We start from the raw sequence: 14,900 nt of genomic DNA, 5'->3' as shown, positions 1-14,900 counted from the left end.
CCGTCCGGCCCCTCCGTCGCCTTCCCCGGCGATGCCCGGACCTGCGTCACGCGCGGCGCCATCGGGGCCCGCGCGCCCTTTGATCGGAGACTTACCCATGTACGACCCGATTGTGCGCAGTGCCGAACGTTCGACCCGAAGCTGTCGTCCCCGCCGCCTGGCCTGGCTGCTTGCCTTGGCCGCCGGTGCCGCCGTCCTGCCCGGCCTGGCGCAGGCCGCCAGCTGTGCCGGGGTGGCCGAATGGGACCAGGCCAGGATCTACCGGGCCGGCGATACCCTGCAGAAAGGAGGCGTCCTCTATCGGGCGAACCAGGACATCTGGAACGCGCCGCCGGACCATCCGGCCGGCGCGCCCTACTACACCAACCTCGGCGCCTGCGATGGCGGCGGCGCCAACCAGCCGCCGGTGGTCAGCCTGACCTCGCCGGCCAACGGTGCCACCTTCAGTGCCGGCAGCACGGTGAACGTGACCGCCACCGCCAGTGATCCAGACGGCAGCGTCGCCAAGGTCGAGTTCTTCCGCGATGGCAGCACGCTCGGCGTGGCCACCAGCGCGCCGTATGCGGCCAGCTGGGCCAACGCCAGCGCCGGCAGCCACACCCTGCGCGCGGTGGCCACCGACAACAACAACGCCACCACCAGCACGGCGACCATCACCATCACCGTCAACGCCGCCAGCGGCGACACCACCGCGCCGAGCGTGCCGGGCGGGCTGGCGGTCGGCACCCGTACCGCCAACAGCATCGCGCTCAGCTGGAGCCCGTCCACCGACAACACCGGTGGCAGCGGCGTGGCCGGCTATGACGTGTACCGCAACGGCAGCCTGGTCGGTTCACCGTCCAGTGCCAGCTACGTCGATGGCGGGTTGACTGCATCCACCACCTACCGCTACCGCGTACGCGCACGCGACAATGCCGGCAATGCCTCAGCGCAGGGCACCGAGATCAGCGCCACCACGCTGGCCGGCGACGGCGGAACCACCGGCAAGCGGGTCATCGGTTACTTCACCCAGTGGGGCATCTACGGCCGCAACTACCGGGTCAAGAACATCGACAGCAGTGGTTCGGCCGCGCGCCTGACCCACATCAACTACGCGTTCGGCAACGTGCGCAACAACCGTTGCGAAGTGGGCGTCACCCAACCCTCGGATCCGAACAGCGGTGCCGGTGGCGATGCTTTCGCCGACTACACCAAGGCCTTCAGTGCCGCCGAGAGTGTCAGCGGCAGCGCCGACACCTGGGACCAGCCGCTGCGCGGCAACTGGAACCAGCTCAAGCAGCTCAAGGCCAAGTACCCGAACCTGAAGGTACTGATCTCGCTGGGTGGCTGGACCTGGTCGCGCGGCTTCTCCAGCGCAGCGCGCCCGGAGAACCGCCAGGCCTTCGTCGCCTCGTGCATCGACGCGTACATCAAGGGCAATCTGCCAGTGACCGACGGTGCCGGTGGTGCCGGTGCCGCGCTGGGTGTGTTCGACGGCATCGACATCGACTGGGAATACCCGGTGGCCTGCGGCATCGAATGCGGCAAGCCGGAAGACAACGCCAACTTCACCGCGCTGATGGCCGAGTTCCGCCGCCAGCTCGATGCGGTGCGTCCGGGCCTGTTGCTGACGGTGGCGGTGGGCGCCGGCATCGACAAGATCCGCGTCACCGATCCGGCCGCGTACCACCCGTACCTGGACTACATCAACGTGATGACCTACGACTTCCACGGCGCGTGGGATGCGAAGACCAATCACCAGTCGGCGCTGTTCGATTCGCCCAATGATCCGTCCACCGGCGACCAGAAGCTGTACAACAGCAACGACGCCATCGAGGCCTTCATCAGCCGCGGCGTGCCCGCGGCCAAGCTCAACCTGGGCATCGGCTACTACGGGCGTGGCTGGACCGGTGTGGCCAACGCCAACAACGGCCTGTACCAGACCGCGACCGGCGCTGCCCCGGGCACGTATGAAGCCGGCATCGAAGACTGGAAGGTGCTGAAGAACCTGGCGTGGCCGGGCTACACCGACAACACCGCAGGTGCCACCTGGATCTACAACGGCAGCACGCTGTGGAGCTTCGACACCCCGGCCAACATCACCCGCAAGATGGGCTACGTGAAGACCCAGGGCCTGGGCGGCGCGTTCGTCTGGGAGTTCAGTGGTGACGATGCGCAGGGCACGCTGACCAAGGCGGTCAGTGATGGCCTGAAGTAAGAAAAAAGCCGGGGGTGCTGCGCGCCCCCGGCTTCCTACCTGTAGAGCCAAGCCCATGCTCGGCTGCGGAAACATCAGCCGAGCATGGGCTCGGCTCTACAGAAACAAGGTCGGTCGCGTCAGCGCTTGGCCGACAGCTTTTCCAGCGCCGCACGCAGCTGTGCCGGCGGCAGGTAGCCCCCCAGCTGGGTGCCGTCCGGCGCGAAGATCGCCGGCGTGCCGTTCACGCCCAGCTGCTGGCCCAGTGCGTACTGCATCGCCACCGGGTTGGTGCAGTTCTTTGCCGGCACGCTGCCACCGCGCTTGGCGTTGGTCAGTGCCTGGCGGCGATCAGCCGCACACCAGACCGAGATCATGTCGGTGTAGTCCTTGCTGCCGAGGCCCATGCGCGGGAATGCCAGGTACTCGACGGAGATGCCGTTGCGGTTGAGCTCGGCGATGTCCTGGTGCAGCTTGCGGCAGTAGCCGCATTCGATGTCGGTGAACACGCTGATGGTGTACTTGGCGTTCGGTGTGGCAAACACGATGCGGTCGCCATGGTTGGCCTTGGCCAGCAGATCGCGGCGGTAGCCGAGCAGGCCTTCGCTGTTGGCCGGGCCCTTGGCACGGGTGTCGTAAGGCTGCGACTGGAACAGGTAACGGCCATCATCGGACACGTACAGGAGCTGGCCGGAGACCACCACTTCACGGAAGCCCGGGAACGGTGCGGCACCGATGTAATCCACCTGGAAACCGGGATTGAGCGCGGTCAACGCGGCACGTACCGCCTGGTCGGCCGACGCGTTGGCGGCGGGGGCGGCCTTGGCCGCAGCGGCAGCAGCAGGCGCCTTGGCGGCCGGCGGGGCCGGCTGGGCGCAGGCGGTCAGGCTGAGCGCACCGAACACGGCGGCGATGGCAAATCGGAGCATGGAACGATCCGGACAGAAGAAGACCCTGGATTCTGACACAGCCGGCGGTACCGGACAGCGGCACCGCCCATGGTTTGTGGCCGGGATTCAGGGGCCTGCTCAGCCGCGCGGATGGTGGCGGGCGTGCAGCTTCTGCAGGTGCTCGCGCGCTACCAGGGTGTAGATCTGGGTGGTGGACAGCGAGCTGTGGCCGAGCAGCATCTGCAACGCGCGCAGGTCGGCACCACGGTTGAGCAGATGGGTGGCGAAGCTGTGGCGCAGGCCGTGCGGGCTGATCCGCGCCGGGTCGATGCCGGCCACCTGCGCATGGCGCTTGACCAGCTGCCAGAACGCCTGCCGGGTCAGCGCATGCAGCGACGGCTCGATGAACAAAGGCGTCTGCCCATCGGCCAGCGCCTGCACCTTGCCCTTCCCGACCAGCTGCGGCCGCGAGTGCTGCAGGTAGCGCTCCAGCCAGTGCTGGGATTCCTCGCCCAACGGCACCAGCCGTTCCTTGCTGCCCTTGCCGGTGACCCGCAGCACGCCTTGGCGCAGGTTGACCGCAGTCGCGGGCAGCAGCACCAGCTCGCTCACGCGCAGGCCGGCGGCGTACATCAGTTCCAGCATGGCGCGATCGCGCAGGCCCAATGCGCTGTCGGTATCGGGCGCTGCCAGCAGCGCGTCGATCTGGCTTTCGGCCAGCGCCTTGGGCAGCAGCCGTGGCAACTTCGGCGGGTCGAGCAGCGCGCTGGGATCCTCGCTGCGTTCGGCGCGGCGCACGCCATCGGCGAAGAACGCCCGCAACGCCGACAGCAGGCGCGCATTGCTGCGCGGCGACCAGCCATGCCGGGTGCGCCAGGCCAGATACTCGAACAGTCCGGGGCGCTCGATGCCGGCCAGGCCACCGTCGCGCCCATCCATCCAGCGCGCCAGCCCTTCCAGATCGCGCCGGTAGCTGTCGAGGGTGGCGCGGGCCAGGCCGTTCTCGGCCCAGATCGCATCAAGGAAGCGCTGGATGCGTGCGCTGTCGTCGGCGCGCAGTTCGGGCAGTTGCTGGACCAGCTGGCGGCGTTCGGCGGGGGTGGAAACATGGGCCATGCGTGCAGGATACGGGGGCCACTGCGGGCACGGCCAGCTTTGCGTATGCTCGACGCATGTCCCAGCCTGCCACCGACACGGCCTCTGCCGCTGCTACCGAAATGCCCCATCCGCGCGCATTGTTGCTGTGGCGCATGCTGGCAATGGTCTACGACGCACTGCCGGTGCTGGCACTGTGGATGCTCGCCGGCACGCTGTTCACCCTCGCCTACACCCTCAGCGGCCACGCGCAACGCGAGAACATCGCGCCATTCAGTGCCTGGCAGTGGCTGCTGTGGGGGGTGTGCTGGGCGATCACGGGGTGGTACGCCACGGCCAGCTGGCGCCGCGGCGGACAGACGCTGGGCATGCGTCCATGGCGGCTGAAAGTGCAATCGAGCGATGGCACGCCACTGCGGCGCAACCAGCTGTGGCTGCGCTTTGCGGTAGGTACGCTGTCACTGCTGCTGGGCGGGCTGGGATTCTGGTGGGCGTGGGTCGACCGTCAACGCCTGACCTGGCACGACCGCGCCAGCGGCACCCGTCTGGTGCGCATGCTGAAACGGTGATGCACGACCTGTAGAGCCGAGCCCATGCTCGGCTGGCAGGCGGTGCGCAAAAAGCAGCCGAGCATGGGCTCGGCTCTACAGAATCCAGCACGCTGGGCCGGGATGCTGGTGGTCCTGGCACGGATGCCGAAGCGGTGGATTGCCCCGGTAGCGCCGGGCATGGCCCCGCGCTACCAGAATCAGCCCGACTTGCGCCGGAACAACAGTCCGGACACCGCCAGCATCACGATCGGCGGCAACGCATAGGCAATGCGGTAGTCGAACTTCAACGCGCCGGCCATGCGCCCGAAGAACAGCTGCAGCAGCCAGAAGCCAAGCGCGAACAGGATGCCCAGGAACAGGCGCTTGCCCATGCCGCCGCTGCGCAGCGAACCAAACGCGAACGGCACCGCCGCCAGGCACAGTGCCAGCACGTTCACCGGGTAGAACCAGCGGCTCCAGTAGACATCCTCGAAATCGCGCGCATCCAGCCCGTTGCGCTGGCGGTAGGCAATGCTGGTGCTCAGCTCGGCAACGCTCAGGTTGCGCGGCTTGGCGATGCCGGTAGCCAGTGCCGCCGCATCGAGATTCGAGTTCCACGGCTCGCGCGCAACTTCCTGGCGGGTCGCCGAACGCTCGCCGAAGGTGTCGCGACGCACCCCGGTCAGCACCCAGCCGTCCTTGTCGTGCTCGGCGGTGGCGGCATGGGTCAACGAGGCGATCCCTCCGTTCCCGGCAATGCGGTAGAGACGCACGTCGCGCAGGATCAGGCGGGTGCCCTTGTCACCGACCAGCTGCTCCTCGCCGCTCTGCGCGTTGAGGAAGGTATCGCCTTCGCGTGCCCACAGGCCGGAGTAGCGGCTGGTCGCGATATCCCGGCCCCACTTGGCGCTGGACTTCAGCGCATCGGCGCGGTCCTGGCCCCAGGGGCCCAGCGTCTCGGCGCTGAGCACCATCACCGCGGTCAGCAGCGACAGCGCGATCGCCACCGAAACGCTCAGGCGCTTGCGCGACAGGCCCAGTGCACGCAGCGCGGTCAGTTCAGAGGTCGCTGCCAGCTGGCCCAGGCCCATCAGTGCGCCGATCACCGCGGCCGTGGGGAACATGGTGTAGGCGCGGCGCGGCACCGTGTACAGCACCCAGGCGGCGGCATGGCCAAGCGTATAGCCGTTCTTGCCGATGTCCTTGAACTCGCCGGAGAAGGCCATCACCACGTCCAGGCCGACCAGCACCGCCCAGGTCAGCAGCACCGTGGTGAACACCGACCGGCCCAGGTACAGGTCGAAACGCATCGGGCGCAGCCTCATGCGCGGGCTCCCTTCGGGTGGCCCAGGCGGCCATCACGTGCATACATCCAGATCGCCAGCGCCAGCAGCGGCACCGTCAACCACCACAGGCCCAGCGCGGCCGGAATCTTGCCGTTGGCAATCCAGCCACTGCCGATGAACATCAGGTTGGTACCCACCATGTAGGCCATCAGGGCCAGCATCATGCGGCCATAGCGCTGCTGTCGCGGCGAACTGCGGCCCAGCGGCACGGTCAGCAGGGCGAACGCCAGCGCGATCAGCGGCGGTGCGATGCGACGGTGCAGCTGCGCCTGCGCCTGCGGGCGCGCATCGCCGATCAGCTTCAGGGTCGGCATCAGTTCCGGGTCGTCCTCGGTGCGGGTCTGTGCGCCGTCGGGCAGGGCCACGTCATTGCGGGCGAAGGTCGCCAGCCGGTAGTCGAGCCCACCGGCCACGGGCCCTTCCACCTGGTGGCCATCATCCAGTTCCAGGAAGCGCTGGCGGGTGCCCTCGAAGTACATGCGGCCACTGTTGGCCGACACCACTTCCAGGCGATCATCCTTCTGCCGCTGCAGGAACACCTTGCCCAGCTGGGTGCCGTCGGGCGAGATCGAGGACAGGTAGACCACGCCGCCGTTGGGCAGCGGCGTGAAACGGCCCGGCTCCAGGCCGGCCATCAGCACGCTGCGGTTGGCCTCGATGACCATCTGCTCTGCCACCCGGCCGGCCCACGGGCCCAGCCACAGCGAGCAGGCGCCGACCAGCAGCACCACCGGCACCACCAGCATCAGCAGCGGCCGCAGCAGCCGCTTTGGGCCTACCCCGATCGCGGTGATGACCGCCATCTCCGAGTCGCGGTACAGGCGGGCGATGGCCAGCAGCAGGCCCAGCATCAGCGCCAGCGGCAGGATCAGCGGCAGGTAGGCGATGAACTGCAGGCCCAGCTGCGAGAACAGCAGCTTGGCCGGCAGGCGCCCGTCGGCGATGTTGCCGAGGATGTCCACCAGCACGCCGCCCACGCTGACCACCAGCAGGACGATCAGGGTAGCCAGGAAACTCTGGACGAAATCGCCCAGCAGGTATCGGTCGAGCTTCAGCATGGGGCGGTGGTTTAAACTCTGGGGTTCGTTCGCGGTGCCGCCCAGTCTACTGTCTGGGCGTAAACGGCCTGCGATTGTACGGACTCGCCAATGGAATCTGCTCAATGGCCCTCGAATTCACCCTGAACCACGTTGCTCCGGCCGCCGCCACCGTTGATTGCCTGGTGGTCGGCGCGTATGCCGACCATACCCTGACCCCGGCCGCGCAGGCGCTGGATGCCGCCAGCGGTGGCCGCCTGGCCGCCCTGGCTCAGCGTGGCGACCTGTCCGGCAAGACCGGCGCCACCACCCTGCTGCACGACCTGCCGGGCGTGAGCGCGCCGCGCGTGCTGGTGGTCGGCCTCGGCGACGCCGCCCGCTTCGGCGTGCCGCAGTACCTGAAGGCCGTGGGCGACGCCGTGCGTGCTTTGAAGGCCGGCGCTGCCCGCAGCGCACTGTTCACCCTGTCCGAAGTGGCGGTGAAGGACCGCGACGCGGCCTGGGCGATCCGCCAGGCGGTGATCGCCGCCGATCACGCCGCCTACCGCTACACCGCCACCCTGGGCAAGAAGAAGGCCGACGACGCCGGCCTGGCCCAGCTGGCCATCGCCGGTGACGACGCGCAGGCCCTGGCCCAGGGCCAGGCCATCGCCGCCGGTGTCGAGTTCGCCCGCGAACTGGGCAACCTGCCGCCGAACTACTGCACCCCGGCCTATCTGGCCGAGGTGGGCGTGAAGTTCGCCGCCGAGCACGAAGGCGCCGAAGCCGAGATCCTCGACGAGCACCAGATGGAAGCGCTGGGCATGGGCTCGCTGCTGGCGGTGGCCCGCGGTTCGGCCAACCGCCCGCGCCTGGTCGTGCTGAAGTGGAACAATGGCGGTGACGCCAAGCCGTACGTGCTGGTCGGCAAGGGCATCACCTTCGATACCGGTGGCGTCAACCTGAAGACCCAGGGCGGCATTGAAGAGATGAAGTACGACATGTGCGGTGGCGCAAACGTCATCGGCACCTTCGTCGCAGCGGTCAAGGCCAAGCTGCCGCTGAACCTGGTGGTGGTGGTGCCGGCGGTGGAAAACGCCATTGACGGCAATGCCTACCGCCCGTCCGACGTGATCACCTCGATGTCGGGCAAAACCATTGAAGTGGGCAACACCGACGCCGAAGGCCGCCTGATCCTGTGCGATGCGCTGACCTACGCGCAGCGCTTCGAACCGGCGGCGCTGGTCGATGTCGCCACCCTGACCGGTGCCTGCATGGTCGCCCTGGGCCACCAGACCGCCGGCCTGATGAGCAAGCACGACGACCTGGCCAACGAGTTGCTGGCCGCCGGCGAGCAGGTATTCGACCGCGCCTGGCGCCTGCCGCTGTGGGACGAATACCAGCCGATGCTGGATTCGACCTTCGCCGACGTCTACAACATCGGCGGCCGCTGGGCCGGTGCGATCACCGCCGGCTGCTTCCTGTCGCGCTTCGCCGAAGGCCAGCGCTGGGCCCACCTGGACATCGCCGGCGTGGCCAGCGATGAAGGCAAGCGCGGCATGGCCACCGGCCGCCCGGTGGGCCTGCTGAGCCAGTGGCTGCTGGACCAGGCCGCCCGCGCCTGATGCCGTACCCGACCCTGGCCGGCAGACGCCGGCCCGGGCCTCGCCCGGCACCGCCGGAACCCTGCCTGACCCGGACCCTGCCATGCCCCGCGCCGACTTCTACCTGATCGCCAAGCCCCGTTTCCTGACCGAGCCCCTGCGCCTGGTCTGCGAGCTGGCGCGCAAGGCCAACGATGCCGGGCTGTTCACCCTGGTACTGGCCCGCGACCAGGCCCAGGCCGAGGAGCTGGACGAACTGCTGTGGGCGTTCGACAACGATGCCTACATCCCGCACCAGATTGCCGGCGAAGACATGGACGAGGAAGAAGCCCTGGTGCTGATCGCCGTGCCCGGCACCGAGGCACCGGTGCGTCCGCTGGTGATCAACCTGCGCGACGAGCCCTGGCTGGGCCAGTGCGAGCGCGTGCTGGAAGTGGTTCCGGCCGACCCGGAAGCGCGCGAACCGCTGCGCGAACGCTGGCGCCAGTACAAGGCCGCCGGTTACGACCTGAACAAGCACGACATGTAAGCGCGCCCCGGTCCCTTGATGGGCCGCCGCCGCGCCCTGATCCTTCAACGATTACCTCCTGGTTCCCCCGCATGACCCAACTCGCCTCCAGCTACGACCCGACGTCCTTCGAGACCGACCTCTACGAGGCCTGGGAGAAGGCCGGCCACTTCAAGCCGTCCGGCAAGGGCGAGCCCTACACCATCCTGCTGCCGCCGCCGAACGTGACCGGCACCCTGCACATGGGCCACGCGTTCCAGCAGACCCTGATGGACGCGCTGGTGCGCTACCACCGCATGCGCGGCTACGACACGCTGTGGCAGGTCGGTACCGACCACGCCGGCATAGCGACCGAAATGGTGGTCAGCCGCAATCTGGCGCTGGAGGGCAAGGGCGAGACGCGCGATTCGCTGGGCCGCGAAGGCTTCATCGGCAAGGTCTGGGAGTGGAAGCAGCAGTCCGGCGACACCATCGAGCGCCAGATGCGCCGACTTGGCACTTCCGCCGACTGGTCGCGCAGCACCTTCACCATGGACCCGCAGCCGTCGGCGGCGGTCAACGAAGCCTTCGTGCGCTGGTACGAGCAGGGCCTGATCTACCGTGGCCAGCGCCTGGTGAACTGGGACCCGGTGCTGAAGACCGCCATTTCCGACCTGGAAGTGGAGAGTGCCGAGGAAGACGGCTTCCTGTGGTCGATCGCCTACACGTTGGATGAAGGCCTGAGCTACGAGCACGTCGAGCGCGATGCCGATGGCGTGGAAACCCTGCGCGAAATCCGCGACTACCTGGTCGTCGCCACCACCCGTCCGGAAACCCTGCTGGGCGATACCGCAGTGATGGTGCACCCGGAAGACGAACGCTACGCGCACCTGATCGGCAGGAACGTGGTGCTGCCGTTGACCGGCCGCCGCGTGCCGGTGATCGCCGATGATTACGTGGACCGCGCGTTCGGCACCGGCGTGGTCAAGGTCACCCCGGCGCATGATTTCAACGACTACGAAGTGGGCGTGCGCCACAGCCTGCCGATGATCAACCTGTTCACGCCGGTGGCAGCGCTGAACGAAAACGCGCCGGAGCGCTTCCAGGGCCTGGACCGCTATGAAGCGCGCAAGGCCGTGCTGGCCGAACTGGAAGACCTGGGCATCCTGATCGAGACAAAGGCGCACAAGCTGCAGGTGCCGCGCGGTGACCGTACCGGCCAGGTGATCGAGCCGTACCTGACCGACCAGTGGTTCGTGAAGATGGACGACCTGGCCAAGCGTGGCCTGGAACTGGTCGAGGACGGTTCGATCTCCTTCGTGCCGCCGAACTGGATCAACACCTACCGCCACTGGATGAACAACATCCAGGACTGGTGCATCAGCCGCCAGCTGTGGTGGGGCCACCGCATCCCGGCGTGGTTCGATGCCGCCACCGGCAGCTGCTATGTCGGTCGCAGCGAAGAGGAAGTGCGCGCCAAGAACAACCTCGGCAGCGACGTGGTGCTGAACCAGGAAAGCGACGTGCTGGAGACCTGGTTCTCCTCGCAGCTGTGGCCGTTCTCCACCCTGGGCTGGCCGAATGAGCAGGCCATGGCCGAGCGCGGCTTCGACCGCTACCTGCCATCGTCGGTGCTGATCACCGGCTTCGACATCATCTTCTTCTGGGTGGCGCGCATGATCATGGCCACCGACAACCTGGTCGGAAAGATCCCGTTCAAGGACGTCTACTTCACCGGCCTGATCCGCGACGGCCAGGGCCAGAAGATGTCCAAGAGCAAGGGCAACGTGCTCGACCCGCTGGACATCATCGACGGCATCACCATCGACGACCTGGTCGCCAAGCGTACCGGCGGCCTGATGCAGCCGAAGATGGTGGAGAAGATCGAAAAGGCCACCCGCAAGGAATTCCCGGACGGCATTGCTGCCCACGGTGCCGATGCGCTGCGCTTCACCATCGCCGCGCTGGCCACCCACGGCCGCGACATCAAGTTCGACATGAACCGCGCCGAGGGCTACAAGAACTTCTGCAACAAGCTGTGGAACGCCAGCCGCTTCGCCCTGATGAACACCGAAGGCGCTGCGTTCACCGGCGTGCCGAAGCCGCGTACCGATGCCGAGCGCTGGATCCTCGCGCGCCTGGCCGCCACCACCGCCGAAGCGCAGGGCCATTTCGCCGCCTACCGCTTCGACCTGCTGGCGCAGTGCCTGTACGAGTTCGCCTGGAACGCGTTCTGCGACTGGTTCCTGGAACTGAGCAAGCCGGCACTGAACGGTGCAGACGCCGCCGACGCCGAAAGCACCCGCCACACCCTGCTGTACGTGCTGGAAGCGCTGCTGCGCCTGCTGCACCCGCTCACGCCGTTCATCACCGAACAGCTGTGGCAGCAGCTGGCCCCGCGCCTGGGCCTGACCGAAACCACGCTGTCGCTGCGCCCGTACCCGACCGCCGCCGAGTTCGAAGGCGATTTCGCCCAGGCCGAGGCCGACGTGGAATGGCTGAAGGCGGTGATCAGTGCCGTGCGCCGCGTGCGCAGTGAGCTGAACGTCGCGCCGTCCAAGCTGGTGCCGCTCCGCCTGCAGGCCGGCCTGGCGCAGGACCGCGTGCGTATTGAACGCTTCAGCGCCTCGCTGTCGTTCCTGCTGAAGCTGGACAGCGTCCAGTGGCTGGCCGAAGGCGAAAGCGCACCGCCGGCGGCCGCCGCGATCGTGGGCGAGCTGAAGCTGCTGGTGCCGCTGGAAGGCCTGGTCGATCTGGACGCCGAGCGCGCACGCCTGGACAAGGAGATCAAGCGCGTGGAAGGCGAGCAGGAAAAGAGCGAAACCAAGCTGGCCAGGTTCACCGACAAGGTTCCACCGGCGGTGGTCGAGCAGGAGCGCGTGCGATTGGCCGACTGGAACACCCAGCTGGCCGGCCTGCGCGAACAGCGCGCGAAGCTGTAACACCTCGCCCTGGTGGGTGCCAACCAAGGTTGGCACCCACCAAACCCGGAACATTTTCCCGGCATGGCATCATCACCGGATGCCGCTTTCCATCTTCCTGCTGGTCCTCGCCGCTGCGGCACTGCATGCCAGCTGGAATGCGATCGTCAAACGCGGGCCGGACAAGTTCCTCGGCACCGTGCTGGTGACCGGCAGCGCTGCGCTGCTGTCGGCGGCGGCCCTGCCCTTCCTGCCGTTCCCGGCCGCGCAAAGCTGGCCCTGGCTGGCTGCATCCGTACTGCTGCAGGTGACCTACTACGGGCTGGTCGCACGCTGCTACCAGCGGGTCGACATGAGCCTGGCCTATCCGCTGATGCGTGGCAGCGCGCCGATCCTGGTTGCACTGGCGGGCTCCCTGCTGGGCGAGCAACTGCCCCCGGCGGCGTGGCTGGGCGTGGTGCTGGTGAGCACCGGCATCCTGTGCATGGCACTGGGTGCACGTGGCGGCCAGCTGCGCCTGCCGCTGCTGACTGCGGCGATGATCGCCACCTACACCCTGGTCGATGCGCACGGCGCGCGCGAGTCCGGCAGCGCGCTCAGCTACACGCTGTGGTTGTTCCTGCTGTCGGGCATTCCGCTGCCGCTGTGGGCGTTGTACACCCGCGGCGGCGCGGTATTGGACTATGCGCGGCAGCATTGGCCACTGGGCCTGGCCGGTGGCGTCGGCACCACCGCCTCCTACGCGATGGCGTTGTGGGCCATGACCCAGGCACCGGTGGCGATGGTCTCGGCGCTGCGCGAATCCTCGATCCTGTTCGCGTTGCTGATCTCGGTATTCGTGCTGCGCGAGCGGATTCCGCGTGCGCGCTGGCTGGCAGCGGCGTTGATTGTGGGTGGCGTGCTCGCACTGCGGATGGCGTGAGAGAAGCGTGCCAACCAAGGTTGGCGGCTAGCGGTAGTGCCGGCCGCTGGCCGGCACCCTTCTCCGTCACAACGGCGGCATCGCCTGCAGGTCACCATCGACCAGCTCGATCGCCATCACCACCGCGTCCTCGCGGCCCTGTGCGGCCGGGTAGTAGCGCGGGCGGCGGCCGATCTCGTTGAAGCCTTCGCTGTGGTACAGCGCCAGCGCCGGCGTATTGGACGGACGCACTTCGAGGAACACACGCTGTGCCCCCCGGTCGCCAGCCAGCTGTACCAGCGCGCGCAGCAGTTGACGACCCAGCCCACGCGACTGCGCCAGCGGATCGATGCAGATGTTCAATACATGTGCCTCATCGGCCGCGATGCTGAGCACCCCATAGCCGATCAACTGACCATCGCGCTCCATGGCCAGGCCGGGATAGCCCGCACGCAGGCAATCGACGAAGATGCCGCGGGTCCACGGAAACGGATACCCGCGTACTTCAATCGCCATCACCGCGTTGAGGTCACTCTCGCGCAGCGCGCGCAGGCTGACCGGACCAGGCTGGCTGACCGCACTCACGGTGCGCCCCGCTTGCGCAGGGCACGCAGCTGCGGCCACAGCGCGCGCTTGGCGGCGGGATCCTGGCGCAGCTGGTCCAACGGCCAGCTGTCCATCAGCGCCTGCGTGGCCGGATCATTGGGATTGCAGCCGGACGCGCGCAGCAAGGCGATCTGCAGGCGATCCGGCAGCCGCACCACCGGCTGCCGGGCATTGCCGCCGGGCAGCGGGCGGGCCGCCGCCGGCGCGGTATTCGGTGCGTTGACTGGGGTCTGGCGACGTGGTGGCGCCTGGCGTTCCTGCCGGGAAACCGGTGTTGGCGCAGCCAGAGGTTCGCGCGCGGGCGCGGTGGGTGCCCGCGCCTGCTCCACCGCTGGCGCGGCAGCCGCCTCGGCTTCGGCCACGCTCAGCTGCAGCGCGGCGTCCAGCTCGGCGGCCAGCTGGCCGTCGTGATAGACGGTGTAGCCCATGGCCTGCAGCCAGGCCTGCTGGGCCGGTGACCACAGCACGGGCAGGTCCTGGCTCACGCGGCCTCGGGCTTCTTGCGCAGGCGCTGCACGGCCCACATCACCGGGCCGGACAGGGCGTACAGGATGCCCACCGCGAACAGCACGCGCGGCAGATCGATGACCGCGATGGCGATGGCCACCGGCACCAGGGCCAGCACCAGGAACGGCACGCGGTCGGAACGGGTACCCTTGGCGCCGCCGCCCTTGAAGCTCCAGAAGCGGATGCGGCTGACCATCAGCAGCGCCGCGATGATCGTCACCGCCAGCGCCACGTAGCGCAGCTGGTTGCCGTCCCAGCCCAGGTTGCCATCTGCGAACGCCCAGACGAAGGACATCATCAGGCCGGCCGCAGCCGGGCTGGCCAGGCCGACGAACCAGCGTTTGTCGACCACCGCCACCTGGGTATTGAAGCGGGCCAGGCGCAGTGCCGCGCAGGCCGCGTACAGGAACGCTACGGCCCAGCCAACGCGGCCGAGCAGCGGATCGTCGAACTTCAGCCACGACAGCGACCAGTGATACATCACCAGCGCCGGAGCCATGCCGAAGCTGACCAGGTCGGCCAGCGAGTCGTACTGCACGCCGAATTCGCTGCTGGTGCCGGTCAGGCGCGCCACGCGCCCATCCAGCCCATCCATCACCGCCGCCACGAACACGGCGATGCTGGCGTTGACGAAATCCCCATTGGCCGCGGCGATGATCGCGTAGAAGCCGGCGAACAGTCCGGCAGTGGTGAACAGGTTGGGCAGCAGGTAAATCGTGCGCGAACGCGGCGGCGGTGTGATCGGGTCCATGGAATCCAGTTTAATCGACTTGCCAGTGCTCGGCGCCAATGCTGCAATCGGCGTTCTACGCCCATTCCGC

General features: G+C 68.0%; 13 protein-coding genes. 6 read left to right on the top strand and 7 right to left on the bottom strand.

The window, feature by feature from the left end:
* The first annotated feature begins 97 nt into the window (after positions 1-97).
* The gene (locus G370_RS0113055) at positions 98-2,197 is read left to right on the top strand and encodes a glycosyl hydrolase family 18 protein (protein WP_019660998.1); all 2,100 of its coding nucleotides are present in this window, start codon (positions 98-100) and stop codon (positions 2,195-2,197) included.
* Between the two features lie 119 nt (positions 2,198-2,316).
* Here the strand turns inward: G370_RS0113055 and G370_RS0113050 are convergent, their stop codons facing one another.
* Both G370_RS0113050 and xerD read right to left on the bottom strand, forming a co-directional pair.
* Positions 2,317-3,105 carry a DsbC family protein gene (locus G370_RS0113050; protein WP_019660997.1) on the bottom strand — a complete coding sequence of 263 codons (789 nt, stop codon included), beginning with the start codon at positions 3,103-3,105 and terminating at the stop codon, positions 2,317-2,319.
* A gap of 99 nt (positions 3,106-3,204) precedes the next feature.
* Positions 3,205-4,182, bottom strand: coding sequence for a site-specific tyrosine recombinase XerD (gene xerD, locus G370_RS0113045; RefSeq protein WP_019660996.1), 978 nt, complete (start codon positions 4,180-4,182; stop codon positions 3,205-3,207).
* Between the two features lie 56 nt (positions 4,183-4,238).
* Here xerD and G370_RS0113040 point away from each other — a divergent pair, with 56 nt between their 5' ends.
* Positions 4,239-4,730 (top strand): RDD family protein, encoded by a 492-nt coding sequence (locus G370_RS0113040; protein ID WP_019660995.1) that lies wholly within the window; start codon positions 4,239-4,241, stop codon positions 4,728-4,730.
* Between the two features lie 179 nt (positions 4,731-4,909).
* Here G370_RS0113040 and lptG read toward each other — a convergent pair whose 3' ends face one another.
* Both lptG and lptF read right to left on the bottom strand, forming a co-directional pair.
* Positions 4,910-6,016 (bottom strand): LPS export ABC transporter permease LptG, encoded by a 1,107-nt coding sequence (lptG, locus tag G370_RS0113035; protein ID WP_019660994.1) that lies wholly within the window; start codon positions 6,014-6,016, stop codon positions 4,910-4,912.
* The gene (gene lptF / locus G370_RS0113030; RefSeq protein ID WP_019660993.1) at positions 6,013-7,095 is read right to left on the bottom strand and encodes an LPS export ABC transporter permease LptF; all 1,083 of its coding nucleotides are present in this window, start codon (positions 7,093-7,095) and stop codon (positions 6,013-6,015) included. Before lptF ends, lptG begins: the two co-directional genes overlap by 4 nt.
* Positions 7,096-7,199: 104 nt before the next feature.
* Here lptF and G370_RS0113025 point away from each other — a divergent pair, with 104 nt between their 5' ends.
* The 4 genes from G370_RS0113025 to G370_RS0113010 all read left to right on the top strand — a co-directional run bounded on the left by G370_RS0113025 (position 7,200) and on the right by G370_RS0113010 (position 12,987).
* On the top strand, positions 7,200-8,678 hold the full coding sequence (locus G370_RS0113025; protein ID WP_019660992.1) for a leucyl aminopeptidase: 1,479 nt from the start codon (positions 7,200-7,202) through the stop codon (positions 8,676-8,678).
* A gap of 82 nt (positions 8,679-8,760) precedes the next feature.
* A complete protein-coding gene (locus tag G370_RS0113020) occupies positions 8,761-9,186 on the top strand; it encodes a DNA polymerase III subunit chi (RefSeq protein WP_019660991.1) in 426 nt (141 codons plus the stop codon).
* A gap of 71 nt (positions 9,187-9,257) precedes the next feature.
* Complete coding sequence (locus G370_RS0113015) at positions 9,258-12,086, top strand: valine--tRNA ligase (RefSeq protein ID WP_019660990.1); 2,829 nt, start codon at positions 9,258-9,260, stop codon at positions 12,084-12,086.
* A gap of 79 nt (positions 12,087-12,165) precedes the next feature.
* Positions 12,166-12,987, top strand: coding sequence for an EamA family transporter (locus G370_RS0113010; protein WP_019660989.1), 822 nt, complete (start codon positions 12,166-12,168; stop codon positions 12,985-12,987).
* A 66-nt stretch (positions 12,988-13,053) separates the two neighbouring features.
* On the opposite strand, the gene rimI is transcribed toward G370_RS0113010, so the two are convergent.
* The 3 genes from rimI to pssA are packed head-to-tail and all read right to left on the bottom strand — an operon-like array spanning position 13,054 to position 14,830.
* A complete protein-coding gene (gene rimI, locus G370_RS0113005) occupies positions 13,054-13,551 on the bottom strand; it encodes a ribosomal protein S18-alanine N-acetyltransferase (RefSeq protein ID WP_019660988.1) in 498 nt (165 codons plus the stop codon).
* Entirely contained in the window at positions 13,548-14,057 is a 510-nt protein-coding gene (locus G370_RS0113000; protein WP_019660987.1) for a hypothetical protein, read from the bottom strand. Before G370_RS0113000 ends, rimI begins: the two co-directional genes overlap by 4 nt.
* Complete coding sequence (gene pssA / locus G370_RS0112995) at positions 14,054-14,830, bottom strand: CDP-diacylglycerol--serine O-phosphatidyltransferase (protein WP_019660986.1); 777 nt, start codon at positions 14,828-14,830, stop codon at positions 14,054-14,056. Before pssA ends, G370_RS0113000 begins: the two co-directional genes overlap by 4 nt.
* Positions 14,831-14,900: the final 70 nt, after the last annotated feature.

This window comes from Stenotrophomonas hibiscicola ATCC 19867, assembly GCF_000382065.1.
Classification (GTDB): Bacteria; Pseudomonadota; Gammaproteobacteria; order Xanthomonadales; family Xanthomonadaceae; genus Stenotrophomonas; species Stenotrophomonas hibiscicola.
Note: the sequence above shows the minus strand (reverse complement) of the source record. Positions and strands in the feature narration are given on the sequence as shown.

Bases quoted from the DNA above. Each gene is read 5' to 3' on its own strand.
- G370_RS0113055 (WP_019660998.1), top strand. From the start codon at position 98: ATGTACGACCCGATTGTGCGCAGTGCCGAACGTTCGACCCGAAGCTGT.
- G370_RS0113050 (WP_019660997.1), bottom strand. From the start codon at position 3,105: ATGCTCCGATTTGCCATCGCCGCCGTGTTCGGTGCGCTCAGCCTGACC.
- xerD (WP_019660996.1), bottom strand. From the start codon at position 4,182: ATGGCCCATGTTTCCACCCCCGCCGAACGCCGCCAGCTGGTCCAGCAA.
- G370_RS0113040 (WP_019660995.1), top strand. From the start codon at position 4,239: ATGTCCCAGCCTGCCACCGACACGGCCTCTGCCGCTGCTACCGAAATG.
- lptG (WP_019660994.1), bottom strand. From the start codon at position 6,016: ATGAGGCTGCGCCCGATGCGTTTCGACCTGTACCTGGGCCGGTCGGTG.
- lptF (WP_019660993.1), bottom strand. From the start codon at position 7,095: ATGCTGAAGCTCGACCGATACCTGCTGGGCGATTTCGTCCAGAGTTTC.
- G370_RS0113025 (WP_019660992.1), top strand. From the start codon at position 7,200: ATGGCCCTCGAATTCACCCTGAACCACGTTGCTCCGGCCGCCGCCACC.
- G370_RS0113020 (WP_019660991.1), top strand. From the start codon at position 8,761: ATGCCCCGCGCCGACTTCTACCTGATCGCCAAGCCCCGTTTCCTGACC.
- G370_RS0113015 (WP_019660990.1), top strand. From the start codon at position 9,258: ATGACCCAACTCGCCTCCAGCTACGACCCGACGTCCTTCGAGACCGAC.
- G370_RS0113010 (WP_019660989.1), top strand. From the start codon at position 12,166: ATGCCGCTTTCCATCTTCCTGCTGGTCCTCGCCGCTGCGGCACTGCAT.
- pssA (WP_019660986.1), bottom strand. From the start codon at position 14,830: ATGGACCCGATCACACCGCCGCCGCGTTCGCGCACGATTTACCTGCTG.